Origin of the sequence: Carboxylicivirga linearis, assembly GCF_018271995.1 — a bacterium.
Classification (GTDB): Bacteria; Bacteroidota; Bacteroidia; order Bacteroidales; family Marinilabiliaceae; genus Carboxylicivirga; species Carboxylicivirga linearis.
Map to the genome: position 1 here is coordinate 409,219 of NZ_JAGUCO010000003.1, position 25,248 is coordinate 434,466.

Below are 25,248 nucleotides of genomic sequence, written 5' to 3' on the forward strand. Positions count from 1 at the left end.
AAAGAAAAATACACTTTATGGTTCGTTTTGCTTTAAAATTGAAATTTAAAATAGATTTATTTGTGCATAATTGAAAGGGGAGTTGAAAAATAATGTTCTAAGTAGGATGTGAGTGTTTGATTTGGCAAGAATTACCCTATTTTTGTACATAATAAAAAGGATTTAATGCAAGATTATATCAGACCCAATAAAAAAGTTAATTATGGTCTTGATCTGAGTAAGGTTGCTGTAGGTCAGGAGATTATTAGTCAGTTTAATATTACGGTAGATGAATCGATTCATAGCTTATGGAGTGGTTTTATGCCAACCTCATCTTATACTGAGAATAGTCGTGAATTTGCTGGTATTCTGGGGTTTCATGAATTATTTCTTCCCTATGGGTTTCTATTAAATCTGACATTAAGTTTGGGGGTCGAGGACTTTGCTCATTCAAGTCTCTTGCATCTTGAGATAAGAAATGCCTTGTACTTAAATCCTGCTTTTGCTGGTGACACCTTAACATGCGAGATTACCATTAAATCTGTTCAGCCTACTTCTAATAACAGGTATTCTATTATAGTATCGGAACATGTACTGTCCAATCAAAAGGGTGAACCTGTGTTTTCTTTGGATAGAGTGACTTTATTTCCTTTTATTGAAGGATGTGGCAGTGGGATAGAAGGTAAGAGTAATTTTAAGAATCATCATTTTAAAGAAAAAATATTAGCTCGCGTTCGAGGAATTGAATTACGAAATAAGATTAGTGATTTTGAACACGGAGATTTACTCTTGCATCCTTTTGTAAGGCCAGTAGGAAAGAGTGAAAACCTTTATTGGGCAACTTACTTTAAAAATACACACCCTATTCATTATAATTACCAAAGGTATAAACCGGGTGAGATAGTTGTATCTGGAGGTATAGTTGTATCAATGGTTTTAAGTATTGCCAGCAGAGAATTTCGTCAATTACTCTCGCCAGAAATTGTCAGAGCGTTTCATGTTGTGCCTGTTGTTGCCGAAGATAGAATTGGAGCATTTAGTTTTGTGAAAGAAGTGGTGCAATTAATGCCCGGTTTCGAAGAATTAGTGCTTTTAACCTTTGGTGTAAGAAATATCGATACAGAAATGGATTTAGGAGATATCTCTTTTCCTAAAGAATTATTTGACGATGTTCAGCGTCCCTCTGAAGTAGAGAAAATATTAGAGGAAAAATGTCCATCACTACACGGAATTATCTGTTGTGTTGCTGAGTGGAAAGTGTTGAGAAAGGTTGAGTAGGAGTGCTGTATTACCTCTTTTATAAACAAAAAGACTACAAGCGGCCCCTTTACATTTATCAGATCATCTTAATGCTGTAGGTAATTACAGGTTGATAATCACAAATGTAAAGTATACAAAAAAGCAGGGGATATAAATTCCCCTACCTATTCTGTTTTATTTGCAAATAGCTGCAGAACGAGCTTCGTCTATTAATTGAGAAGTAAAAGCATCCAGCTGTATTTTAATGGAGTTAATATCTATTGTGCTGGCTGATGCACAAACTGTTGCAATATCAGTAACATCGTCATAGTTTGTTCCTTGGTAGATGTAATAGCACGAACCTTCATCGTCGCAGCAAACCGTAATATCATCTGCCGAACAAGTACCGATGTCCTGATCTGGTGTTTTACAGGATTCCGGATCATCTTCACTGCAACTATAGGTCGAAAAAGCGAATAAACTCATAATTAAGTAGGCTGATAATTTGATTTGTAGTTTCATAGCTAATTATTTTTAGTATTCTTTAATTATATTTTTTAGCTCTTCTTCAAAGAAAGAGTAGTTTTTGTATCCTATTATTTTTTTATTGTTAATTACAAAGGTAGGAGTTCCTTTTGTCTTAAGCTGCTGGAATTGGAAAATATTTTTTTTAATAGCTTCATCATCTGAATTTAAAATGCACTCTGCAACATTGGCATTTGTGTTGATGTAATCGTCAATAAGTTGTTGAAAATGTTTAGTGTATATTATTTTTGGTTCGTGTAAAAGCAATCGATGTAACTTATTAAACTGTCCAAATTTATTAATGCATATTACTGTTTGATATGCCTTTGTAGCAGCAATGTCATTTGATTTACATACAGGTCTTAATATCAGTGTTGCCAAATTCTTATCTAGAAAGTTTGATTTTAATTCAGGATAAACATTCTCAAAGAACTTGTTACAATATTTACAGTTATAATCAAAGTATAAAACAATAGTTGCTTTTGTATTAGGATTACCTAAAATTATATCATTATCATTTATTTGGATGATGGTGTTAATGAGTTCTGTATCGCCCTTTTTATTATCACTTAAAAAATAAAAGATAATTAAAGCAATAATGCCTATAGCTATTACAGAAATAGTTAGATGTATCTTTTTCATTCTTAATCTTCCTCCATGCCCGTTGAATACTTTATAATTAACGGATGAAATTGAAGTTTTAGCATAGCTTCTTTTAAATTTACATCAATTTTCATGTCAGTTCTAGCTTTTGAGCTTTCTTTTTCTAATGTGCTTTTAACTGTTTTGCCATCTTCTACTTTGTAGATGGCAAATAGAGATGTTAATCCTTTAGAGCCTTTGAAATCATTATTCTTTTTTGACTCTTTTTCTTGTTTTCTTTCTATTCGGTCTGTTTTTCCTCTTCTTAAAATCTCTTTTAGGTAAAAGCGTAAATGATATTGGCAATCAAGATCGAATGCTTGTTTGCCAAAAAGACTTATGTCGAATGTGTTTGTTTTGATGTTGGTAAGTGGGGCATAAATAACTCCTGAATAAATAAATATTTTAGTGTCGATGGTTTTAAACTGCAAACTGTCTAGGCCATCAATTTTATAATCGCGGCCCATTTCCTGTGCAATCGGATATTTATCCAATAAACCATCTTCAAGCAATAAGTCAGCACTCATCATAGTTGAATCTACAACCATTGAATCTCCTTTAAACAGGAGATAACCATTTAAGTTATCCGTACTGAATGTTCCACTTAATTGATCGTGATTGATGTAGTTATCATTTCCGTATTCTTTAAAGTCATCAAAGTCAACTAACAATTGATTGATGTCAAGACTATGAGTGCTGTTTTTAAAGTAAATTTTTCTGCTATTATCATGCATTTTTACCTTGACTGATGTGTTAGCATGTCCTTTAAAAGCATCAAATTTAAATTGATCTATTACATATTCATTATCTGTTAACTTGTACAAACTACTAATGTTTTCAATCACTGCGTTATCGTATTCAAAACGGTCAATAGCGAACTTACCTCTAATATCAAATGAGTAATTAGTTGGTTCAGCTGGAATAGTGTCAGTTAAGGCTATTTCACTTGTATCTGTAGCAGGTATTAATTTTTCCAACTCGGCATAATCAATATTGCCCAGATGAACAAATCCCAATATTTTAACTGTATCTTTCTGATTTAGAAGAACACTATTGTAAGCATTAATAATACTGGTTGAGTCAGCAGAGAAATTGATTTTATTAAAGCTACCACTAATATTTTCTAATGAAATAGAATCATTGTTCATGTATATTTCACCATTAAAAGCATCAATTTGATATAAATGATCAGGTGTATATAGAGTGATATCTTTACTGGTTAGTTGAAGTTCACTTTCCTTAAATAATATCCTCATGGCATCATCAGTGATGGAGTCCATGTTTATAGCTCCGGCTGACACAAAATCAGTAATTAGTTGGCCGCTGTAATTAGATATTAAAGTGTCAGGAATAAATGCACTCCAGTCGGTAAGGTTTATAACTGCTTTTGTTTTTGTTTTGTAATATGGTTTGGTGCCGTTTTTTAAATAAGCTGTTCCTGTTAACAAACTACTGTTTGCTTTTAGGTCAAAGGTATCAATTGAAACTGCCAAATGATCAATATCTGAAATACTTCCAATGTATTTTCCTTTAACATTGGATGGCAAAATGGATAGGTTATAATCAGGTAGTTGGCAACTTAAATTAGTAAGATCAAAACCTTGATTCTGATAAAATGCACTACCATTTAAGTTTTTAAGGTTGATAATTGAATCCATTTTAACTGAAAGATCAGTAAAAAGCAGGTTGGTTGAACTATGATTTAAAACAGTATTAATGTAGTCCATTGTAACAGAATCCGGAAGAGTTCCATTATGGTTCACATTCGCATTAATTCTTCCGCCAAGCATTGTTTTTAAATCTTTTGGAATAAGGTGGTTGAATTCATCCAACAGAATATCAGCATCAGCACTTAAAGAATATTCAGGCCTATCGAGATTAAAAATATTGACATTGGCCTTTATGCTACTGTGCTTGGTGTACAACTGTAATTTTTTAATGTCAACACCCGACGATGCCATGGTTCTTTGTTCTCCATTAGTAAAAGTAAACTCAGAACTAAACTTTTTTATTGCAGGATAATCCATCGCGGATAATTCTACGTCCTTAAAATTGATTGTTGTTGTAATTTGTGGTAGCATAATAGTGTCTAATAAATCACCATTTATATATGCTTCAGCTGAAATTAGTCCACCATTTATCAATAGTTGATAATCGTTAATTAAAGAGTCAGGGATGTATTTACTAAGTTCCTTCAAATTAAACTGGGCATCAGATATTTTTAAATCGGAAGGGAACTTTTCTTTCACTCCAATCCATCCTGAGGTACTTATTTGAATGCCATCGCTTTGTAATAGAGCTTTTTCAAGATGAAGTGTGTCGTTTAAAAATCTAGCTTTCACATCCATCTGTGTTTTATCCATCAGATTTATTTTTGTATTAGGGTAGTTAACCTTGCTAAGGGTAACAGTTCCTTCAACATTAGCAGATATTCCGGTTTGCTCTTTCAAAAAAACAGAAGATAAAGCATTTAGCATTACAGTTGCTGTTATGTTCTCATATTCATCTTTGTAATGTAGCTCAACTCCGGATATTTTAATCAATGGTGCTGAAATATCTAATGGAGTGGAAGAGGTGTCTGTTTCAACTTCTTCTTCTGATTTCGGAATTAAAAAATCAATATTTGATTTCTGGTTTTTATAAACTTGATAGTTAGCAATTCCCTTTTCTAATCTAACCTCAATAATGTTGACCTCACTATTAAGTAAAGGAATCATTTCAGCCACTACATAGAGGTCCTTTAAAACCAAAATATCGTTCAATCCAGTCGAATCACTTTTTAATTGTACATTCTGTAACTGAAGTTGAGCATTAGGAAAATCCTTTAACAGCGAAAACTCTATGTTCTCAACAATTAAATCCGCTCCTAACGATTCATTAATCTGGTTAATCGCAATTTTTGAAATTGGCTTTTCTGCAAATTCGGCTATCAAAATCAAGGTAATTATCAAAGCAAAAAATATAATTCCTAGATATTTTATGGTTTTCAAAAAGAGTTTCATCTATTTTAATTTGATGAGTTTGAGTAAAGTGTAATCAGTAAAATACGCAAATATGTCGGAAATCGATACTATGTAAGCGGCAAAATTAGTTTATTTTTCTTCTTTGGTAATAAGAAATTATCCGTATTTCTTGACATAGAAGCATTGTTTTTGTAATTTACTTTTGTCCTAGGATGTAGGCTGCGTAAGCAGGTTGGGAGCGAAAAGCTAGTGCGCCTCGCTATAATAAGGGTACGAGGATCCTGGCAAAGTTAGGCCATTTAATGGATAACGAGAGATGCAAAAGCTTTTCATCCCTTTTTACCACTATAGATAGTGGTTTTTTTATTGCCTCTTCTTTGAAACCCTAGACTAATTAAGGCGTATAGCAAGCTTAACTCTTTTTGTTATATTCGTATTTCAATCCAAAGTTTTATGATGAAGCTTAAGTATGTATGTCTTGTTGTAGTTTTGTTAATGAGTATTCATTCATTTGCTCAGTTGCAAAGCCATTACGAAGATTATCAATACTCTCCTTTTGAACGATACGTTTACCAGCCGGGTAATAATTTTCATTCTTCAGTTAGGCAATATCGGATGGATGAGTTGAATAAAATGTTTAATACCGACTCTGTTTTGTACGATGGTTTAAGAGTTCCTTCGGGTAATTTGAACTTCTGGAAACGTATATTCAATGATGATTTGATTCAATTAAAGAAGGATGATATTCATATTGTAATTAATCCATTATTTAATTTCGAATATGGAAAAGAAAATATTGAAGGTAAAACAACCTATTCGAATACTCGAGGATTATTTATAGAAGGAAATATTGGCAAACACCTTCATTTTTATACCGATTTTCTAGAAACTCAATCAGTAGTTCCGAATTATATAGATGACTTCGCCAATGAGTACAATGTTATGCCAGGCTGGGGTAAGCGCAAGAATTATGGTGAAAATGGTCATGACTTTGCAAATGTAACAGCGTACATAGCATTTGATTTTGCCAAATACTTTAGTCTGCAATTAGGAAATGGTAAGCATTTTTTTGGAGATGGACACCGTTCGATGTTATTGTCAGATGTGGCATTCAGCTATCCTTACGTAAAACTAACAGCTGACTTTTGGAAGATTAAATACACCGTTTTGTACAACAAAATGTTGGAATACGACGAAACAAAGGTGCCCAATGACTATAGATTTCCGGGTAAGTATGGAGTGTTCCAGTATCTTGATTTTAATATAGGTAAACGAGCAAGCTTAGGTTTCTTTGCCAGTGTTGTATATGCCGAACAGGACACTACTGGTTATAGAGGATTTGACTGGCATTATCTTAATCCGGTGGCTTTTATGCGACCTGTTGAGTATGCTTTAGGCTCGCCGGATAATATAACATTGGGTTTTAATGCCAAATACATTGCAGCCAAGTGGCTGACTTTTTACGGTCAGTTTGTGTTAGGTGAATTTAAAGCCGATGAAGTGTTTGGTGGGACTAAATGGTGGGCGAACAAAAATGGGTTTCAGCTTGGATTTAAGACCTTTGATTTATTTGGTATTAAAAAATTGGACGTGCAGGCCGAATATAATCAGGCGCGTCCGTATTTGTATTCGCATTATACAGGTGTTTATTCTAACTCGCATTATCAGCAACCATTGGCTCACATATTGGGAGCAAACTTTCGAGAAGGTTTTGGATTAATAAAATATCGTCACCGTCGTTGGATGTTTAAAGCTGAATTAATGACAACTATGTATGGTGAGGATTATGGCGATGGAGTAAGCTGGGGTAAAAATGTGATTGTGGGAAGTAACAATAGACCCAAGGACGAAAACGGAAGGTATATTGAGTATGGACATGTAATTGGTCAGGGATTAAAAACTTATGTTTACAATGCTGATTTTAATGTTAGCTTTTTAATTAATCCTCGAAATATGTTCAATATTGTGGCTGGAGCTCGCTTACGTAAACTCACAAATGACTTATATATTGAAGAAACCCAACACTTTTATTTTGGTGTCAGGACTTCAATAAAAAGTATCTATAACAACTTCTAAAATAACCTGGAGGATGAATTAATCATCTTCCATGTCATCCTCTTCAATTACTTCTTTCATGTAATCTACATCGGCATATTTTTCTGAGTAATCTTCTTTTGCGCTGCTTTTCAGATTTCCATCATCATTGTAGTCATCATCATCTTCAATGATTTGTTCTGCTTCAACAGTACTCATTTTTACCAGAAAATAACTATCATCTGTTTCAAAAGGAAGCGCGCTAATCATTTGGCCATCCTTGTAGGAAAATCTGATAAGATTTTCGCTGAAGCCATAAGGGTAAGTTAATTTTATTTGTTCCTTAATGGCATCGTCCAATTTTTTGTAGTCCTTTATTATTCTTGGTTTGTTGCTCATAGCTATACAATTAATCGATAAACATGTTTCTCTTTAACACTGAAAATTAATAGATTGCTCTCTTAGCTTGCCTTTCAAGCTTTTATTGTTTTACTATACTACTTTATAAAAGGTTTGTGATTTTATAAAATATTCAGGTAATCAAATCAAATTTAATTACCATTCATTTTGGGGTAAGGTTTCTAAATAAATTTAATGAATAAAAATCAGACATTAGTTAATTACAATTATGCGTTTAACTTAAAACATCACTTTCCTCTTTGAGTGAGGAAATAGTTAATCTTAATTAGTGTTTCGAACGTATTGTTGTATAGTTGTTTGACTATTACTAAAGTGTTTATTTAATATTAAATTTATCTATCAACAAGTAATAAAAAAAACCTGTAGCACCAAATAGGGCCACAGGCTTTTTTTGAAAAAATTATCAGTTTTTTTATTCTAGTTCAACAATGGTAATTCCACTTCCTCCTTCCTGAATATGGGCATCGCGGAACTTATGTACAAACGGAATGGTAGCCAATTGTTCTCTTATTAAAGTACGAAGTATACCATTACCTTTACCATGAAGTATTTTTAACTCGTGAGCTTCGCAAATGACAGCCTCGTCAATGTGATTAATAACCATTTGAATAGCCTCCTCGGCACGATATCCTCTCAGGTCAATATCGGGTTTAAAGCTAAGTTTTCGCTCCCGTACCTTGTTTGATACATTGGAAATAGTTTGATTATTGGTTTGTGAAGATGGTTTTTTGCCCGTTTTCACTTTTTTAAGGCGATTGACTTTTACCTTGGTTTGAATATTACCAAAAGCAACAGTTGCTTCTTTACCATTTACAGATAGAACCTCACCCGGAAGAGATTGGCCTTCGAGCTTTACTGTATCTCCTTTAACAATGGTTTCAACTACAATCTTTTTCGGTTTGTTGATTGGTTGTTCAGCTGCTTGTTCTTTCTCGTCTTTTCGTTTAGCCTTGCGCTTTTCGCGATCTTGTATCTGACGAATTTTCTTCTCTATTTTAGCATCATTCTCCTTTTTGTCTGATGCTTTTTCTTTAAAATCATCCAGTTTCTTACGAGCCAGCTTAGTTTTTTCTTTTTCAGCTTGAGTTTCTTTAATGGTACGGATGGTTTTTTCAATTTCTTTATTGGCATTTGACAGAAGCTGATCAGCTTCCAGTCGGGCCTTTTCCATTACATCTTTTCTTTCTTTCTTAATATTCTGAAGCTCGAGCTGGTAGCGTTCTAGAACATCGCCAAGCTTTTTTTCATTAATGCGGATGGTATTTCTCTTTTGCTCCCAATAGCGTTTGTCACGAACTATTTCACGCAAGTTTTTATCGTAATCAACATGCTCCTGACCAATTTTATCTTTGGCACTGCTAAGAATACTTTCCGGTAGTCCTATTTTACGTGCTATTTCAAAGGCAAAAGATGATCCGGGTTGAGCTATTTGTAATTTATACAACGGCATTATTCTACCGGTGTCGAAAAGCATCGCTCCATTTTCAATGCCTTCAGTTTGTGAAGCCATATGTTTCAGATTGGTGTAATGGGTTGTGATAACTCCATATACACCTTGTTGGTTCAATTGCTCCAGCACACTTTCGGCAATGGCTCCACCTAACATAGGCTCAGTACCTGTACCAAACTCATCAATCAAAATCAATGTTTCTTTTTTACTGTAACGTAAAAAATGTTTCATATTGAATAGATGAGAACTGTATGTACTTAGGTCGTTTTCAATGGATTGTTCATCGCCAATGTCGATAAAGATATCTTGAAAGAATCCCATTTTTGATCCTTCGTGCATGGGCACCAAGCAACCACATTGAAACATGTATTGAAGTAAGCCAACTGTTTGCAAACAAACTGATTTACCACCTGCGTTAGGACCAGATATTAATAGAAGACGCTGTTTGGGATCTTTTAATTCAATATCCAGCGGTATAACTTCTTTTTTTAATTCTTTAAACTGTAGATGCAGTAAAGGGTGCTTACTCTCGCGCCACTCAAAACTCTGACTATTATGAAATTCTGGTAGAGTTGCATCAATATTTAGGGCAAACCTGGCCTTTGCTCTAATGAAATCAATGGTTCCCATAAAACGGTATGATTCCAGTAGATCATTGATATAGGGACGTATCTGATCAGCTACTTCAATTAAAATACGAACAATCTCACGACGTTCGGCATATTCTAATTCACGTACTTCATTATTAATCTCTACAATTTCTGTTGGCTCAATAAAAGATGTTTTTCCGGTGGCTGATTCATCTTGTACAATCCCTCCCAGCTTTCGTTTGTTGGAAGATGGAATAGGAATAACAGAACGTCCGTCTCGAATGGCTACATTTACGTCTGCTTCAACAAGGCCATCTTTTTTTGCCTTCCGTAATATGGCACTTAATTTTCTGGAAATACTGTTCTGTTTCGAAAGAATTTCTTTTCGAATTCGAGCTAATTCGGGCGAAGCGTTATCTTTTAGCTTGCCAAACTTATTTAATAAGAAATCAATTTTATCCTGCAAAAAGGGAAAAACAGCGACATTGGCTACCAATGCTTTCAGTTCGGGATATTCTTCGTCTTCTTTTTTATTGAAAAAGCGTACAATATCGCTGATGGTTGTGAGTGATCGAAGTAAATCAAACAGTTCCGACTCTTCCATAAAGCGGCCTTCAGTGCGTATGCGAAGTAAGGGTTCGCGAACATCAATAAAGTAACTTAAGGGAAAGTTATCCTCTTCCAGACAAATTTTTCTGAATTCAAATGTTTGCAATTGATTCTGACGTGTCTCATCAAAATTGGTACTAAACTGCATTTCATCTACCACCTCTTTTCCAAGGCTACTCATGCAGTTGTTTTTGATGTACTCGCGAATGCGATTAAACTTTATCTTCTCTTCGAAATTAGCAGGATAAATCACTGTACTTATTTTTTTGCAAAAATAGAAAAATAAAACAGCGTTTAGGTAATCAATGTTTCGGCATTTAGCTGAATCAATAAAAAAGACAAAAAAATCGTATTTTTTTTGGATAAAGGTATTGACATCGCATCAGGAAGGCTTTAATTTTGATATTGCAACTTAAAAAAAAGGCTCTCCTGGTCCCCAAATATAGAAACATTCGGATGTGTGTGAGGTTTAGGTTAGAATTTTTTTCTTAGAATGTTTCTCGCCTGTCTCCCAAAGACAGGCTTTTTTTATGTCTAAATTTTAGTTTAGAGCAAAAAAAAAAGGCCCGAAGGCCTTTCTATTAGTCAATTAATATTTCGTTTTGCTGATTTGTTGAATCGCTGTTTTCAACCAGATTTTGTTCCAGCATCTCATCCAAATTAATGGTTTTCTTTTGATAAGGTTTGTAGTTTTTAGCATTCGGACCTTTCAAAGCCATCTTGTTTTCATCGGCTGAAACTTTTACAGTTTCTGATTCATTGTAATTCTTTGCCCAAACCTGGTTGTTCTTTGCTTTTCCGCCGGTTACTGTTTCATTATTATTGGTAACTACCTCACTTTTGTTTGATTTATTAATCCATACTTTTTCGTTTTTGGCCTTAGGACCATATACTCTGTTTTGATTCTGAGCAAAAGATAAAGATGCGATGCTTAATAAAGCTACTACTAAAATACTTTTCATATCTACTTATTTTTTATTGTTATTTTCTGATGTAAAAGTAGATGTATAAGGTGCGCACATCAATTCCACCTTTTTGGTATATTTTAATACGCGTAAGTCTGTAGGGAATTATCCGTATTTATACTGAGTTTAATTGTTGGGTGTATTTTAAGTGACAGATAATGAGTGTTATAATAATCCTAGTTGCGTAGCCTTGGTAATCAATTCTGCAGTATTTTGTACGTCAAGTTTCTTTAAAATATTGCTTCTGTGTGTTTCAATTGTACGTTTACTAACAAATAATTGATCGGCAATTTCTTTGGTGGTTAATCCCTGTGCAACCAGTTTTAATACCTCTTTTTCGCGCTTTGAAATTTTTTGAGTATTGCTTTCAATGTTTACCGCCTCAATCATTAGATGTGATACATCTTTATTAAAGTACTTTTTACCATTAAATACCTGTTCAATCGCTTCGGTTAATTCTTCCGGACCACAATCTTTAAGAAGATAGCCGTAAGCACCATTTCTAATGGCTTGAACCACATATTGTCCTTCGTTATGCATGGTTAATACAATGCTACGGATTGAAGGATGTGATTTTCTTAGTAACAATAAAGCCTCTAAGCCGTTTGTTTCGTTCATTGAAATATCAAGCAAACAAATATCAACTTCCGATTCATCAAGTTTATTCAGTAATTCTTCAACAGAAGCCGTTTGGTGCACCACTTCAATAGTATTTGACTTTTCAAGTAGCATAGCAATGCCGCTTCTAAATAAATCATGGTCGTCGGTTATACTTACTTTTATCATAGTGGTCGATTTGTTTCAAATTCAATTTCAATAGTTGTACCTCTTTTATCAGATGATATATCTAGATGACCTTTAAACATATGAACACGTTCTTTTATATTCATCAGCCCGTTACCCAGGGTAACCTTATTCATGTCAAATCCAATACCATTATCTGCAATATATATATTAACCTGGTTAACAAATTCGGTTATTGATAATTTTATTTCAGTGGCATGTGCGTGTTTGAAAGCATTGTTTATCGATTCCTGAATAATACGAAAGGCATTAAGTGATAATTCTAATGGTATATTCGATTCATCTTCTTTATCGGACATAAAGATGATTTGACATTGGTTGGTACTGGGAAGTTGGTCAATAAAACTTTGTGTAGCGGCTATCAGTCCGAAATCTTTTAATACGGATGGCATTAGATTTACAGATATTTTACGCACTTCTTCAATAATGTTTTGTACCCGTTCCTCAACTATTTTATTATTAATATCGGTTTGTGAAATCAAAAGCTTAAGGTTCGTAAGTAAAGGTCCAATGCTGTCGTGAAGCTCCTTACTTAAACGACCTCGTTCTTTTTCTTCGCCGGCCATTAATAATCGCTGACTTTTATTTTGCACTTGTCGTTCACGCTCTTGAATCTCAATCAGCTGGTTTTTCATGTTGTTTAAACTACTAACCAATCGATCATCAGCACTGCGCATTACCATGTTTTTATTGAATTGGCCATTTGCAATGTGATTAGCAAAATCAATTATTTCTTCGGTGTTGTTTATTAATGATTCAAGCGTTGTGAATAAACTACCAATTTCATCTTTTGCCTGGTAAACCGGAATAGTTGTTTTTTCTCCTTTTGATATGCTGGTAATAGCTCTTTTTATTTTTAGTACCGGATTAACTATGAACCATGCAATTATGCCGGATAAAATAAATATGCCTATGGCAATAAGCGCCGAGATAAAATAGATACGCCTTTCCATTTCCTTTAGCGGCATAAGAGCTTCGTTTACATCAATTTCGGATAGGACAATCCATTTTAATCCATGAAAATGAAATGGAGAAAAGGAACTGAACACTTCTTTGTTTCTGTAATCTAAATGTCTGGTGACACCTTCACCATTTGATTGAGCAGTGATAAAAGCTTCGGTTCGGCTTTCAATTTTTGTTGGAATAGAGTCTATCCAAAAACGAGATTGGCTTCGCATGAAACCATCATTACCCACAATGTAAGTTTCACCTGTTTCACCCATTCCGGTGCGTTCAAATAGAACATTCTGTATAGATTGAGGAGTAGAATAATATGTATAAATAAGATTTTGCTGTGCAAGATGATAGGCAAGATGTATTTTCCCATCATTAACCTTTGCACTAATATCTTCAATAATGATGGAATCGTTTATGAGAGTCATTTTCTCTGCCAGTTCATTATTGATGATGATGGAATCGATATGTATAAAACGGTCAGCTGCCAAAGCATCCAAATAATCGCTGTTATCGATATGTGAATGCATGGTTTGAATTTCCAGGATATGACTATTTAATATTCGTTCTATTTGAATGGTTTTTAAATGTCTGATGGAAGAAAGCTGCAATAAAATACGTTCCTGCAATGCATTTTTAAACTGCTGAGCTAAAACTACAGAAACCAATGCTATTATTGAGATAGCAAAAATATTTAGCAAAAGTGCTATCTTAAATCGTATGCTTAAGTTTCGTATTTTTCTTAGCATTGGGCTGTGTTTGTGGTTTTATTGTTCAGCTGTAACAATATAAAATAAAAAGTTGATATTTATAAGCAGTTGTTAGACTTGGCCCCATCATTATGGGTTTAAGATTCTACCGGCATAGTTATCGAGGGCTTCAAATAGCTTAAGAGGAGATAGTGTTCGCCATTTGACAGCTGATAACTGACCGCCGTATAGCATATAGTAGTTTAGGTTGATTTTATCGAATTCGGCCATTACATGTTCTCTAAAATTAACCGCCATAATCCAGCCATCTTCAATGTCATTGAACCAATCTTCGTAGTAGGAGTCGTCAGAGTAATGAAAGTTCAGGATGTTTTCTCCAATGAGTACAAATTTTTGAATTCCATTATCTTCCAGATGTTCAATAATATTACGTTTGAGGTGCATGATGTCGTTGTACAGGCAATCGTTCCATTCGCCCATTAATTCAATAATACAACAATTTAGTTCATAATTGATATATAATATTTTAAGGTATAAGGTGGAAGAACCAAACTCATCCCATTTGGGGTGGATGTAATGATCGTAAATAGTATTTCTGCATAAATACTCATCAAATACCTGACCGTAGAATGGTGAATTAACATCTTCGTTTGCCTTATATATATTTTCCCAGCGATTGTATGGTTCTATATTTTGCATATGGCAAAAATAATTAAAGTCAATGGGGTGTCAATTGGTAGATAATAAAAAAGCGAACCCCATAAGATTCGCTTTTCTATGTTTACTTTTTTAATTTACAAGTTGGCCAGGCGATTTAGAATTTTATCTAAACCTAAAAGAAATACTATTCCAATTGCCACGAAATAAACCATTGATGGTATTTGAGCGAAAATAGTAAATACCTGCTTAAAGCTTTTGTTTAAAGAGCTAATGTCAAGTGTTTTAGTGTTAATTCCAAATTCGCCTAAGTATTGTTGAATAACAGTAGCGTCAGCTAAAAAGGTAATGGCCAAAACAGCCATGGCAGCAATAATAACCCACCATCTGTTTTGCTTATTTATAATTGGCTGATAGGTTTGAGGCTTTTCAACCCAATCATGTAAAACCCGATTCATCGCGTTTTGCTTGATGGAGGCTGGAGCTTCCTCAGGAGTGAAATCCTTAAACAGATCCCGTATCAGCTTATCTTCATCGTTATTTATCTTCCTATTCATCATCTCAAATTTATAAAATTGAGTTTAATTCTCCTCTCAACAAAGTATTTAATTCGTTCTGCATTTGTTTTCTACCTCTGTGCAACTTCACTTTAATGTTAGAAACAGATAAGCCTGTTGCTTTGCTAATTTCTTCAACACTTTGTTCTTTATAATAGTATAGAATTAAAATAAAAGCATCATCTTCTTTTAACTTATTTAGTGCTTGTTTTAATACCTTCTTACGCTCCTGTAACTCCAGCCTATGCATATTGTTTTCTGCATAGTCAGCTTCGAATTGAACAGCTTCTTTGCTATCCAAATCTTTGGTGGCGGGTTTTCTGCCACGCAATTTTGAAATAGCAGTATTATAAACAATCCGATAGAGCCAGGTTGAAAAAGAAGCTTCCCCTTTATATTTATTTAATGATTTATATGCCTTAACAAAAGCATCCTGAGTAACTTCTTCAGCTTCTTCCTGATTTTTAACAATTCCCTTTGCCAGTGTAAATGCCATATGTTGGTATTTATCAATAATCTGTGCAAAGGCAGCTACATCACCTTTCTTGATGTTTTTTATAAGCTCTATGTCGTTATTGTTGCTCATTCAAAAAATAGGACGCCTTGAATTAAAAAATGGTTACACCTATAATGCAAGTTATTTGGATTTATTAGTAAGGTCAAGGTATTTAGTGGAATAGGAGATATTGGAATGGTAAAAGATAAAAAAACGAATATTTTTTGTAACCGGTTATTTTTAGCTGGCGTCATACGAATGAGCGCTCCGGGAGAGTAAACAAATAAAAAAATGTAAAACTTAAAATATTTAATCATGGAAGGACCATTAGCAATTATCTTTATTTTCGGCGGTATTCCTGCAATAATTATTGCACTGGCATATTTCAGAACGCGCAGAATAGAACGCACTGCTTTAATAGCTGCAGGAAAAGATGCTTCAATTTTTGAACAGTTGAATAGTAAACCCAAACATTATTTAAGTCTGAAATATGGCATTTTTATGGTTGGATTAGCAATTGGAGTATTGATGGGATCTGTACTACAGAATTATACAATGATGAATGATGCAGCTTCGTATTTTTCTATGGTATTGTTATTTGGAGGATTAGCTTTAGTGCTTTTTTATATGATTCAAAAAAAACTTAATGACGAATAAATTAAGGTATTATAAAAGGGTGTATGAAAAAAGACTGTTTGTATAAGACAGTCTTTTTTTATTTAATCAAAACTATTTTCTTCTTTTCTCGTATTCTGATCAGGAAAACAACAAACTATTAGTAAAATGAAAAAGAGTGTATTGGGGATTATTACTGTATTGTCATTATGGGGGCTGAATAGTTGCGAACTTGAGGAGAAGATTGAACAATTTAATTCGGTGGATGACGGAATAGAAGCTTTACAAGAATATGCAATTGTTAGTAAGCAATTTCAAAATGCATCTAATAGTTGTGATGAAGCAGTTTTAAGTGCAGAAGTGCAAGAGACAGCAGAATTAAAAGCCAATTTACAAGGGCCTGTCATTACTGTCGAAACCGATGGTGTTAATGAATGGCCAAAATATATAACCGTTGATTTTGGAGGTGGTATCACTGGCTTGGATGGAGTATTACGATCAGGTAAATTACATATTGAATCAACTAATTGGTATCGCACTGAGGGAAGCGTACATACTACTACTTTTGAAGATTATTACCAAAATGGCTATAAGGTAGAAGGTACACATATTGCAACTAATAATGGAAATGCAGAGGGAGAAGGCCTACAGTTTAATGTTGTAATATCAGATGGCAAGGTAACAAAAGACGGAGCTGTAATTGAATATCAACAAAACTCAACACGTACCTGGAAAGAGGGAGCAGATACTCCTTTTAATATTTGGGATGATGAATATGCGCTGGACGGCACACAAAAAGGAGTTAGCTCAAAAGGTGTTGAATATGCACTTTCTATTACCGAACCTCTTTATTTTAAAGTTTTAACAAGAGAAATTACAGAGGGGAAGATGGCAGTAGTTATTGAAGGATTGCCAGGTATTGAATTAAATTACACCACATCTACAATATGGATTGGAGAACAAAGTTTTCCAATGCAAAAATAAGTAAGGGAGACAGATGGATTAAGGAGAAAAAAGACTTGCCCGGCCGGGCAAGTCTTTTTTTATTGTGGTTACTGTGATTCTTCAGTTAATACAAGGAGTTTATTTAAAATGTCTTCCGATACTTTAAAGGCCGTTCCGTGACGAATACCTCTGGGTAGATTGATCATCTCGGAAATATCTTCCCAGTTCTGTCCATCTTTTGAACGTAAAGCACCGTATTTCTTTTCTCGATATTTATCGAAATAGATGTACATATACTCTCCAATTTGTAATGGAGTAGGACCTTCAACCCACGATTTTCCTGATATGCTTTCTGATACCTCAGTTGGGAATCCTTCTTTTAAATCTTTCGTTCTGGTTATGCGCAAATTCTTTTCAACCGGAACAGACATTTCGTTTTTAACAACCATCAGGTAATCCGAATCCGTTTTTAAGATAGCAGCATCAATCACACTAAAACCCGGATCGAAGAATAATTCCGTTGGAGCAAAAGTTTTGAAATCTTTAGTAGTTGTATAATATTGTCTGTGATTTAATCCTTTTTCATTGGCCGATGTTTCAATTTCAGGATACAACTCCGGAACAGTAGAAGCCCAAATAATATAGAATAAATCATCTGCTTCATCATAGAATACCTCAGGTGCCCAACTATTTCGGGTGCTTTCCAAATGCTCCATAACAGGAATATTCTGCTGTTCCGACCAATTAATTAAGTCTGTTGAAGAGGCGTAACCAATACCCTGATCCCACCAACCGGTTGTCCAAACCATATGAAATACACCATCTTTACCTTGCGCAATACTTGGGTCGCGCATCAAACGATCCTTACCAACCATTGGTTTTAGAAGTGATTGGCCGTTATTTATTGTTTCCCATTGATGTCCATCATAACTATAGGTAAGATGCAGGCCATCTTGACCGTTACCAACAAAATAGGAGAAAAGGTAAACATCTTTTGAATTGCTGGCGCAACCAGTCATAAAGATAAAAAGAATGACGCTTAGTTTTATTAAATTCTTCTTTAACATGTTTGTTATAGATTATAAAATTTAAAGTGCAAGGTACTTTTACATGCACTTTTATTCATGGATTATTATACAAAGAACTGAAAAAAATGACATATTCTTCGGCATGTTTATTATATTATATACTTTTATTTTTTCGTAATATTTGGAAGCTCATTTTATGTCCAAATTTGCATTTACTATGAATAAAATGGTGAAAAGGGAACGGTTCGGTTTAGCTTTTTTTATATTCTATATTTTTTGGGGATCGGCATTGTGTGCTCAAAAAACAATTACATTTAGTCAGATTAGTACAAAAGAAGGTTTATCTCAAAATACGGTGAGAAGTATTTTGGTGGATAATAAAGGCTTTTTATGGGTTGGAACACTTGATGGTTTGGTCAGATATGACGGAAATAGATTTATAACCCATAAACCTGATGCCAATGTTGCCAATAATATTCCTGATCAAAGAGTAAAAGGAATATTTGAAGATGATAATGGCTTCATTTGGATTTTAACCTATGCGAACTCGTTTAGTTGTTATAACCCCAATGATGAAACATTTATTGAGTTCTCATACGAAGACCGAAATATACCTTTACCCTATACTCACTTTAAGCAAACTTCTGATGGTGCCGTTTGGCTATGGGGAGGTAAAGGTTGTGTGAAGTTAATATTAGGAGAGAAGAATATTCCTGAAGTAGTCTTTCATTCCTCATATACTGAAGAGCCATTTACGAATGAGAATGTATACTTTCTGTTTGAAGATTCCTCTTCAAACATATGGATAGGAACTGAAACAGACATAAATAAAATAGATTCTAAAGGCCAAATTGAACAGTTCTTTAAAAACGATACCAATGGTATTTTCGGTCAAGCTATTGAGGATAATGGAATCGTCTATTTTTTAACTTCTAGCGGAACAATCTATCGCTATAGTACTACCAGAAAATCTTTTTTAGCACCGTTTAGAAGCCCGGTTGATGATACATTTCTTGATTTGAAGAGAATGAACAAACAATATCTTGTTGTTTCCACTCTTAATGAAGAGCTATATAAGGTAGATATTGAATCGGGTGCCTATTTAAAAAATGCTTTTAATCTGAAACAAGGTTTTAAGGGAGCACCTCAATTTGTTGTTGATGAGCGAGATGGTCTGTGGGTGTATGATTATTCAGGTAGAGTATTCTATTATAACTCATTAAAAGATGAAGTCAAACAGTTTCAGCTGATAAAACCTGAAGTAGCTAATGTGATTGACGATGGTCGTTTTAATATTTTAATAGATGCCGAGGGTATTTATTGGATAACGACCTATGGGAATGGATTGTATAGATATGATGTAGAAAATGACCAACTTCGCAATTATTCGTATGATCCGTTAGAGAATAGTCCTGCATCGGATTACTTATTGTCTATTGTTGATGATCAGTATGGTAATATATGGATCGGTAGTGAGTATGCCGGTGTTATAAAAGTAGTTAAGAAAAAATATCATACCGAATACATCAGACCGGAAAAATCAGGATCTATAGGGACCAAAAATAATGTTAGGATCATCTATCAGGATTCGGATTCTAATATATGGCTTGGAACCAAAAATGGTAGTTTATACCTGTATGATAGCCAGATGAATTTTAAGCGAGTTGTTGAAAAGAACATTAACCCATATACCGTTTGTGAAGATGACAAAGGTCGGATTTGGGTTGGAACAAAAGGAAATGGAATTTATGTAATTGATAAAAAAACATTTAAGCATTATCGCCATTTTACCGCTAATGAAACAGATGACGCAAGCATCAGTCACAACTCAATCTTTGATATCATTCAGGATTCCGAAAAAAGAATTTGGATTGCTTCATTTGGTGGAGGTATTGACCTTGTAGAAGAGGCAAATGGAAGAATTAAATTTAAGAATTTCCTTAGTGGAAAAGGTAATGTAAGCTATGTGCGTTGTCTGATTCAAGATAAAGAAGGCAAGATCTGGGCCGGTAGCTACGATGGTTTAATAAGCTTTACCTATGATGAAATAATTATCAATCCTAATGCTTATACTATATATTCATACAATACCGGACATCCGGTTGGCTTAAACTGTAACGATATCAAAACAATTTATGAGGATAGTTCGGGACAGTTATGGGTTGGTACTGCGGGTGGTGGTCTTAATTTGTTCGACCGTTATAGTCCCGACAGGCAAGGAGCATTTATCAAATACACTAAAAAAGAGGGCTTGCCTTCCGATATTGTTACATCTATTCTGGAAAGTGAAGATGGTGTGATTTGGGTAGGTACGGAAAATGGTTTGGCGCAGTTTGATCAGGAAACCAAGACATTTCTCACGTATTATTTCTCCAATAGTTCGTACGGTAATTTTTATGGTGAGAATGCTTGTTTGCGAAATAATAATGGAGATTTATTGTGGGGTACTTTGGATGGTCTATTAGTATTTGCTCCCGGTGAACTAGATAGTGATAACAAAGATGTTCCTCAAGTACAGTTAACTGATTTATTTGTGTTTGATCAACGTATTGAAAAAAAGCAAAATAAATCTCCTTTAAAGGAGTCGATTAGTAATGCTGATGAAGTAATTTTAACGAGTGAACAGAGAACCTTCTCGCTATATTTTGCTTGTTTAGATTTGACAGATCCGAAACGGAATAAGTACTCTTATAAGTTGGAGCCATACGATCAATTTTGGAGTAAGCCTAACAGTAATAATTGGGCAACTTATAAGAATATGCCAGCTGGTAAGTACACTTTTAAGGTAAAAGGTGCTAATGCGGATGGAATCTGGAATAATGAGGTAACTACCTGCCAAATTACAGTATTGCCTACTTTTTGGAGATCGATATATGCTATTATTATATATGTAACTGTAATTGCTTTGTTGGGTTTGATTTTTGTACGTTTCCTTTTTCGCATTAATAAACTGAACTCGGCGGTTAAGATGGAAAAGCAACTGACAGATTATAAGTTACGCTTCTTCACCAACGTTTCGCATGAATTTAGAACTCCTCTGACTTTAATAAAAGGGGCTTTAGAAAGTATTAACGATCAGAAAGACTTATCCCCAGTTGTTATGCGGCACCTTGGTTTGCTGAATAGAAATACTCAACACATGTCTCGTTTGATTGATCAGTTGTTGGAATTTAGAAAGTTACAGAATAACATCCTGACCTTAAACCTGGAAAAAACAGAAATAAATGAATATGCACTGAATGTGTATTATGAGTTTAAGGAGATTGCCTTTCAAAAAGAAATAGATTATCAATTTGAAGGATTGGATGATAAGTGGTATTTCTATGTAGACCGTAATAAGCTCGAAAAGATATTGTTTAACCTACTATCAAATGCTTTTAAATTTACGCCTGCCAATGGACACATTGTGTTTAGTTTGAAAAAAAATGAGAATGAAAACAAGTGTGTTATTTCTGTATCCGATACTGGAATTGGAATTCCAAATGAGAAAAAAGATATGCTCTTTAGTCGTTTTAAGCAGGTTAATTTTTCGGCTGAAGGTACGGGTGTAGGCTTAGAATTAGTAAAGGAATTTGTTGAAGCTCATCAGGGGAAAGTAAGTTATGAACCCAACGAAGGTGGAGGTTCTGTTTTTAAGGTTGAGTTGCCAACCAATGAAGAATTATATAAAGATGTTCGCTATGTGAATTCAAAGCCAACAGTTGAAAACTCAGATAAAATATTAGAACAAAAAGTAGAATCAGATATCAAACGTCCTTCAAGTCCTTCAAATTCAAAGTTGCTAATTATTGATGATAACTACGATATAAGGGAGTACCTGAGTGAGGAATTAAAGCATCACTTTAATATTGAATTGGCCGTTGACGGAAAAGATGGCCTTGAAAAGGCAATTGCTATCAATCCAGCATTAATTATTTGTGATGTTAAAATGCCAGAGATGGACGGATTGGAAGTAACCCGCAGATTAAAGGAGAATTTCGAAACCAGTCATATTCCTATCATTCTGCTTACTGCCATGTCGTCTGATACCATTAAATTACAAGGGAGTGAGAGTGGAGCAGATGCCTATATTATGAAACCATTTAGCCTTAAATACTTGTTGTCAAGAATTTATGGTTTGATTGATCAAAGAGAGAAGTTGAAAAAACGTTTCTCTGTAGATATTGATGTGAAGATTGGAGCACTTAGTGAAGAAAAGAAAGATAAAGAATTCTACACCTTAATTAATGATATTGTAGATCAGCACTTGGCAGATGCTAACTTTACTGTAACTGAGTTTACTGAGTTGGCAGGTCTTTCGCGAACTATCTTCTATAAAAAAGTGAAGGGTCTAACAGGCTATTCGCCAAATGAGTTAATTAAGATAAAGCGAATGAAAAAAGCCGCTGAACTACTGGTTGAACGTAAACACACCGTTTCAGAGGTGTCATGGCAAGTGGGTATCGAAGATCCGTTTTATTTTAGTAAATGTTTTAAGGCACAGTTTGGATGCGCTCCTTCAAAGTTCGGAATTGAGGATCTGAAGACTGCTAAAGCAAATGAAATGAAATCATCCAAAAAATAAATTACCAATGAACTTTAAATGCTTTTTATGGATCATCTCTTTGATGAGTATGTTTAGTCTTTATGCTTGCTCAGGTACTTATCAATCCGATTTTATACTCTCAGCAGAAGATGAGGTTCCTGTCATTGTTATTAATGAAGAGGAAGATGAATTAATCCATTGGGCGGCAAATAGTTTGGCTGATGATGTTGAATCTATTCTGGGAGTTAGACCTATAGTTCAGACTAAAGTGAATACAATATCGAATAATAAACCTGTAATTTATATTGGTCAGAAGGACTCTAAAATTGGAGAAGAAGAATTATCTGGTAGCGAGTCAGATAACGGAGAGTGGGAAACCTATAATATATTTAAGAAGAAAAATGCTTTGTATATTATAGGTAGCGATATTAGGGGGACTGTATACGGAGTTTTTGATTTAGCCGAGAAAATGGGTGTATCACCCTGGCAATGGTGGGCGGATGTAACCCCATCAAAAAGTAAGGAAATAAGAGTGGAAATTCCAGAAGAAGGTATCGTTTCATCACCATCTGTTAAGTTTAGAGGGATATTTTTAAATGACGAAGATTGGGGACTACAACCATGGGCCGCAAAGACTTTTGAGCCAGAAACAGGAGATATAGGTCCAAAAACATACGAAAAAATATTTCAGCTGTTATTGCGATTGAAAGCCAATACCATTTGGCCTGCCATGCACCATTGTACGCAAGCTTTTTTCTCGGTTGAAGGAAATAAGGAAATGGCAGCTAAGTACCACATTATATTAGGTTCAAGTCATGCAGAACCAATGTTGCGCAATAATGTAAGAGAGTGGAATAAAGAGGAGAGAGGGCAGTTTAACTACTTTGCCAATAGAGAAAATGTTAAGCAATATTGGCAGGAGCGAATTAATGAAATAAAAGATGCCAATAACGAGAGTATTTTAACCATTGGAATGCGTGGAATACATGATTCAAAAATGGAAGGTGCTAAAAGTATAGAAGATATGGTGTCAATAATGGGTACCATATTTGATGATCAGCGTGAACTAATCAGCACTACATTGGGAAAAACAACAGAAGAGATTCCGCAAGTATTAGTGCCTTATAAAGAGGTGTTAGATTTATATAACAGAGGTTTACATGTGCCGGATGATGTTACTCTTATGTGGTGCGACGATAACTACGGATATATACGTCGATTAAGTAATGAGGAAGAGCAGAAAAGAGCTGGAGGAGCAGGTGTTTATTATCATATCAGTTATTGGGGACGTCCACATGATTATTTGTGGTTAAGCAGCACACAGCCTGGTTTAATATGGTTTGAGATGAATAGGGCTTATCAAAATGGTGCGCGTGATATGTGGATTGTAAATGTGGGAGATATCAAACCTAATGAATATAACATGGAGTTGTTTTTAGACATGGCATGGGATATTAACAGTGTTACAGAAAGTACCATTCATAACCATTTAAAGGCATATTGTGAACGTGAATTTGGTAATAAAAATGGCCAAAAAATTGCTGGAGTATTAGAGGAATATTACCGGTTGGCTTTCTTGCGTCGTCCTGAGTTTATGGGCTGGAGCCAGACAGAGCCCACAACGCCTACTCATCTGTCAGATTTCTCATCAACGGCTAACAACAATGAGTTGATGCGTAGAATTGAATGCTACGCAACTTTGACGGAGATTATTGATGAAGTAAAATCCAAGATATCGGAAGAGAAGAAAGATGCATTCTTTCAGTTGGTTGAATATCCGGTAAAGAGTACTTCGTGGATGAATCGTAAGTTTTTATTTGCTCAATTGGCCGAGGAAGCCACATCAGCCAATCAAAAATCATTGTATAAGAATAAGTCTGAAAGGGCTTATGATCAGATACAGGAATTAACCATGCATTATAATACATTGGCTAATGGAAAGTGGAAAAATATGATGAATGCAGCACCTCGTAATTTACCTGTATTTCATATGCCTAAAATATCTGAAGAATTGGCCGTTGTGGATTCGGTAGAGGAATATAAAGGTGAAGAGCCAATATTTTTGCAGGCTGCTGACTTCAATAATGTGCTTGTCGATGATGAATATAGCTGGCAAGAGGTTAATGGTTTGGGGTATAGTGGCAAGGCTGTAACATTATTTCCACTAAAAAATGTAACTTTTAATGATGAGTGGCCATCGTTAACATACGATTTTAAAGTACAAGAACCCGGTGATTACATCGTAGAAATTAGGTGCTTACCAACTCATGCTAATAATTTCGATCATCAATTAAGTGTGCAGGCAGATGATGAAGAGGCTGTGGTTTATGATTTGAATACAAGGGGAAGAAGTCGTGATTGGAAAGAAAATGTATTACGAAACGCACAAGTGATAAAACATCAGATTACAATTAATGAAAAAGGGAAACATCAATTAATAGTAAAAGTAAATCAAACCGGTATAGTGTTAGATCAGATTGCTATTATTCCAGCTCAATATCCCAATTTTTATGAGATACCTGTCGAATAACAAGATTAGTA

18 protein-coding genes are annotated in these 25,248 nt (G+C 34.6%); 6 read left to right on the forward strand and 12 right to left on the reverse strand.

Going from position 1 to position 25,248, the window contains the following annotated elements:
* Window positions 1–165: 165 nt before the first annotated feature.
* Window positions 166–1,257 carry a MaoC family dehydratase gene (locus KEM10_RS07190; protein ID WP_212215299.1) on the forward strand — a complete coding sequence of 364 codons (1,092 nt, stop codon included), beginning with the start codon at window positions 166–168 and terminating at the stop codon, window positions 1,255–1,257.
* Between the two features lie 156 nt (window positions 1,258–1,413).
* Here the strand turns inward: KEM10_RS07190 and KEM10_RS07195 are convergent, their stop codons facing one another.
* From KEM10_RS07195 to KEM10_RS07205, 3 genes are read right to left on the reverse strand one after another with little or no spacing between them, the layout of a single operon-like run.
* Window positions 1,414–1,740 (reverse strand): hypothetical protein, encoded by a 327-nt coding sequence (locus KEM10_RS07195; RefSeq protein ID WP_212215300.1) that lies wholly within the window; start codon window positions 1,738–1,740, stop codon window positions 1,414–1,416.
* Window positions 1,741–1,752: 12 nt separating this feature from the next.
* Window positions 1,753–2,385 carry a DsbA family protein gene (locus KEM10_RS07200; protein WP_212215301.1) on the reverse strand — a complete coding sequence of 211 codons (633 nt, stop codon included), beginning with the start codon at window positions 2,383–2,385 and terminating at the stop codon, window positions 1,753–1,755.
* Between the two features lie 2 nt (window positions 2,386–2,387).
* Window positions 2,388–5,387, reverse strand: a complete 3,000-nt coding sequence (locus KEM10_RS07205) for an AsmA family protein (RefSeq protein ID WP_212215302.1) — start codon at window positions 5,385–5,387, stop codon at window positions 2,388–2,390.
* A gap of 414 nt (window positions 5,388–5,801) precedes the next feature.
* Between KEM10_RS07205 and KEM10_RS07210 the strand changes: the two genes are divergently transcribed.
* Complete coding sequence (locus tag KEM10_RS07210; RefSeq protein ID WP_212215303.1) at window positions 5,802–7,424, forward strand: hypothetical protein; 1,623 nt, start codon at window positions 5,802–5,804, stop codon at window positions 7,422–7,424.
* A gap of 18 nt (window positions 7,425–7,442) precedes the next feature.
* Here KEM10_RS07210 and KEM10_RS07215 read toward each other — a convergent pair whose 3' ends face one another.
* The 8 genes from KEM10_RS07215 to KEM10_RS07250 form a co-directional block, all read right to left on the reverse strand.
* On the reverse strand, window positions 7,443–7,781 hold the full coding sequence (locus tag KEM10_RS07215; protein ID WP_212215304.1) for a hypothetical protein: 339 nt from the start codon (window positions 7,779–7,781) through the stop codon (window positions 7,443–7,445).
* A gap of 433 nt (window positions 7,782–8,214) precedes the next feature.
* Window positions 8,215–10,704, reverse strand: a complete 2,490-nt coding sequence (locus KEM10_RS07220; RefSeq protein ID WP_212215305.1) for an endonuclease MutS2 — start codon at window positions 10,702–10,704, stop codon at window positions 8,215–8,217.
* Window positions 10,705–11,032: 328 nt separating this feature from the next.
* Window positions 11,033–11,413 (reverse strand): hypothetical protein, encoded by a 381-nt coding sequence (locus KEM10_RS07225; RefSeq protein ID WP_212215306.1) that lies wholly within the window; start codon window positions 11,411–11,413, stop codon window positions 11,033–11,035.
* Window positions 11,414–11,581: 168 nt separating this feature from the next.
* Complete coding sequence (locus KEM10_RS07230; RefSeq protein WP_212215307.1) at window positions 11,582–12,202, reverse strand: response regulator transcription factor; 621 nt, start codon at window positions 12,200–12,202, stop codon at window positions 11,582–11,584.
* A complete protein-coding gene (locus KEM10_RS07235; protein WP_212215308.1) occupies window positions 12,199–13,923 on the reverse strand; it encodes an ATP-binding protein in 1,725 nt (574 codons plus the stop codon). The genes KEM10_RS07230 and KEM10_RS07235 overlap by 4 nt, the downstream gene beginning before the upstream one ends.
* A 90-nt stretch (window positions 13,924–14,013) precedes the next feature.
* Window positions 14,014–14,583, reverse strand: coding sequence for a hypothetical protein (locus KEM10_RS07240; protein ID WP_212215309.1), 570 nt, complete (start codon window positions 14,581–14,583; stop codon window positions 14,014–14,016).
* 95 nt (window positions 14,584–14,678) lie between these two features.
* Window positions 14,679–15,098: a hypothetical protein gene (locus tag KEM10_RS07245; RefSeq protein ID WP_212215310.1), complete on the reverse strand. Its 420-nt coding sequence runs from the start codon at window positions 15,096–15,098 to the stop codon at window positions 14,679–14,681.
* Between the two features lie 10 nt (window positions 15,099–15,108).
* Entirely contained in the window at window positions 15,109–15,684 is a 576-nt protein-coding gene (locus KEM10_RS07250; RefSeq protein WP_212215311.1) for an RNA polymerase sigma factor, read from the reverse strand.
* 225 nt (window positions 15,685–15,909) lie between these two features.
* On the opposite strand from KEM10_RS07250, the gene KEM10_RS07255 reads away from it, so the two are divergent.
* Together KEM10_RS07255 and KEM10_RS07260 are read left to right on the forward strand one after the other, a co-directional pair.
* On the forward strand, window positions 15,910–16,251 hold the full coding sequence (locus tag KEM10_RS07255; protein ID WP_212215312.1) for a DUF6249 domain-containing protein: 342 nt from the start codon (window positions 15,910–15,912) through the stop codon (window positions 16,249–16,251).
* A gap of 126 nt (window positions 16,252–16,377) precedes the next feature.
* Window positions 16,378–17,193, forward strand: coding sequence for a hypothetical protein (locus KEM10_RS07260; protein WP_212215313.1), 816 nt, complete (start codon window positions 16,378–16,380; stop codon window positions 17,191–17,193).
* A 68-nt stretch (window positions 17,194–17,261) separates the two neighbouring features.
* Here KEM10_RS07260 and KEM10_RS07265 read toward each other — a convergent pair whose 3' ends face one another.
* Window positions 17,262–18,221: a glycoside hydrolase family 43 protein gene (locus KEM10_RS07265; protein ID WP_212215314.1), complete on the reverse strand. Its 960-nt coding sequence runs from the start codon at window positions 18,219–18,221 to the stop codon at window positions 17,262–17,264.
* Window positions 18,222–18,399: 178 nt separating this feature from the next.
* On the opposite strand from KEM10_RS07265, the gene KEM10_RS07270 reads away from it, so the two are divergent.
* Both KEM10_RS07270 and KEM10_RS07275 read left to right on the forward strand, forming a co-directional pair.
* Window positions 18,400–22,746: a hybrid sensor histidine kinase/response regulator gene (locus tag KEM10_RS07270; protein ID WP_212215315.1), complete on the forward strand. Its 4,347-nt coding sequence runs from the start codon at window positions 18,400–18,402 to the stop codon at window positions 22,744–22,746.
* Window positions 22,747–22,753: 7 nt separating this feature from the next.
* Window positions 22,754–25,237 (forward strand): glycosyl hydrolase 115 family protein, encoded by a 2,484-nt coding sequence (locus KEM10_RS07275; protein ID WP_212215316.1) that lies wholly within the window; start codon window positions 22,754–22,756, stop codon window positions 25,235–25,237.
* Window positions 25,238–25,248 lie beyond the last annotated feature (11 nt).

Coding starts and splice junctions, on each gene's coding strand:
- KEM10_RS07190 (WP_212215299.1), top strand. CDS start 166: ATGCAAGATTATATCAGACCCAATAAAAAAGTTAATTATGGTCTTGAT.
- KEM10_RS07195 (WP_212215300.1), bottom strand. CDS start 1,740: ATGAAACTACAAATCAAATTATCAGCCTACTTAATTATGAGTTTATTC.
- KEM10_RS07200 (WP_212215301.1), bottom strand. CDS start 2,385: ATGAAAAAGATACATCTAACTATTTCTGTAATAGCTATAGGCATTATT.
- KEM10_RS07205 (WP_212215302.1), bottom strand. CDS start 5,387: ATGAAACTCTTTTTGAAAACCATAAAATATCTAGGAATTATATTTTTT.
- KEM10_RS07210 (WP_212215303.1), top strand. CDS start 5,802: ATGATGAAGCTTAAGTATGTATGTCTTGTTGTAGTTTTGTTAATGAGT.
- KEM10_RS07215 (WP_212215304.1), bottom strand. CDS start 7,781: ATGAGCAACAAACCAAGAATAATAAAGGACTACAAAAAATTGGACGAT.
- KEM10_RS07225 (WP_212215306.1), bottom strand. CDS start 11,413: ATGAAAAGTATTTTAGTAGTAGCTTTATTAAGCATCGCATCTTTATCT.
- KEM10_RS07230 (WP_212215307.1), bottom strand. CDS start 12,202: ATGATAAAAGTAAGTATAACCGACGACCATGATTTATTTAGAAGCGGC.
- KEM10_RS07235 (WP_212215308.1), bottom strand. CDS start 13,923: ATGCTAAGAAAAATACGAAACTTAAGCATACGATTTAAGATAGCACTT.
- KEM10_RS07240 (WP_212215309.1), bottom strand. CDS start 14,583: ATGCAAAATATAGAACCATACAATCGCTGGGAAAATATATATAAGGCA.
- KEM10_RS07245 (WP_212215310.1), bottom strand. CDS start 15,098: ATGAATAGGAAGATAAATAACGATGAAGATAAGCTGATACGGGATCTG.
- KEM10_RS07250 (WP_212215311.1), bottom strand. CDS start 15,684: ATGAGCAACAATAACGACATAGAGCTTATAAAAAACATCAAGAAAGGT.
- KEM10_RS07255 (WP_212215312.1), top strand. CDS start 15,910: ATGGAAGGACCATTAGCAATTATCTTTATTTTCGGCGGTATTCCTGCA.
- KEM10_RS07260 (WP_212215313.1), top strand. CDS start 16,378: ATGAAAAAGAGTGTATTGGGGATTATTACTGTATTGTCATTATGGGGG.
- KEM10_RS07265 (WP_212215314.1), bottom strand. CDS start 18,221: ATGTTAAAGAAGAATTTAATAAAACTAAGCGTCATTCTTTTTATCTTT.
- KEM10_RS07270 (WP_212215315.1), top strand. CDS start 18,400: ATGAATAAAATGGTGAAAAGGGAACGGTTCGGTTTAGCTTTTTTTATA.
- KEM10_RS07275 (WP_212215316.1), top strand. CDS start 22,754: ATGAACTTTAAATGCTTTTTATGGATCATCTCTTTGATGAGTATGTTT.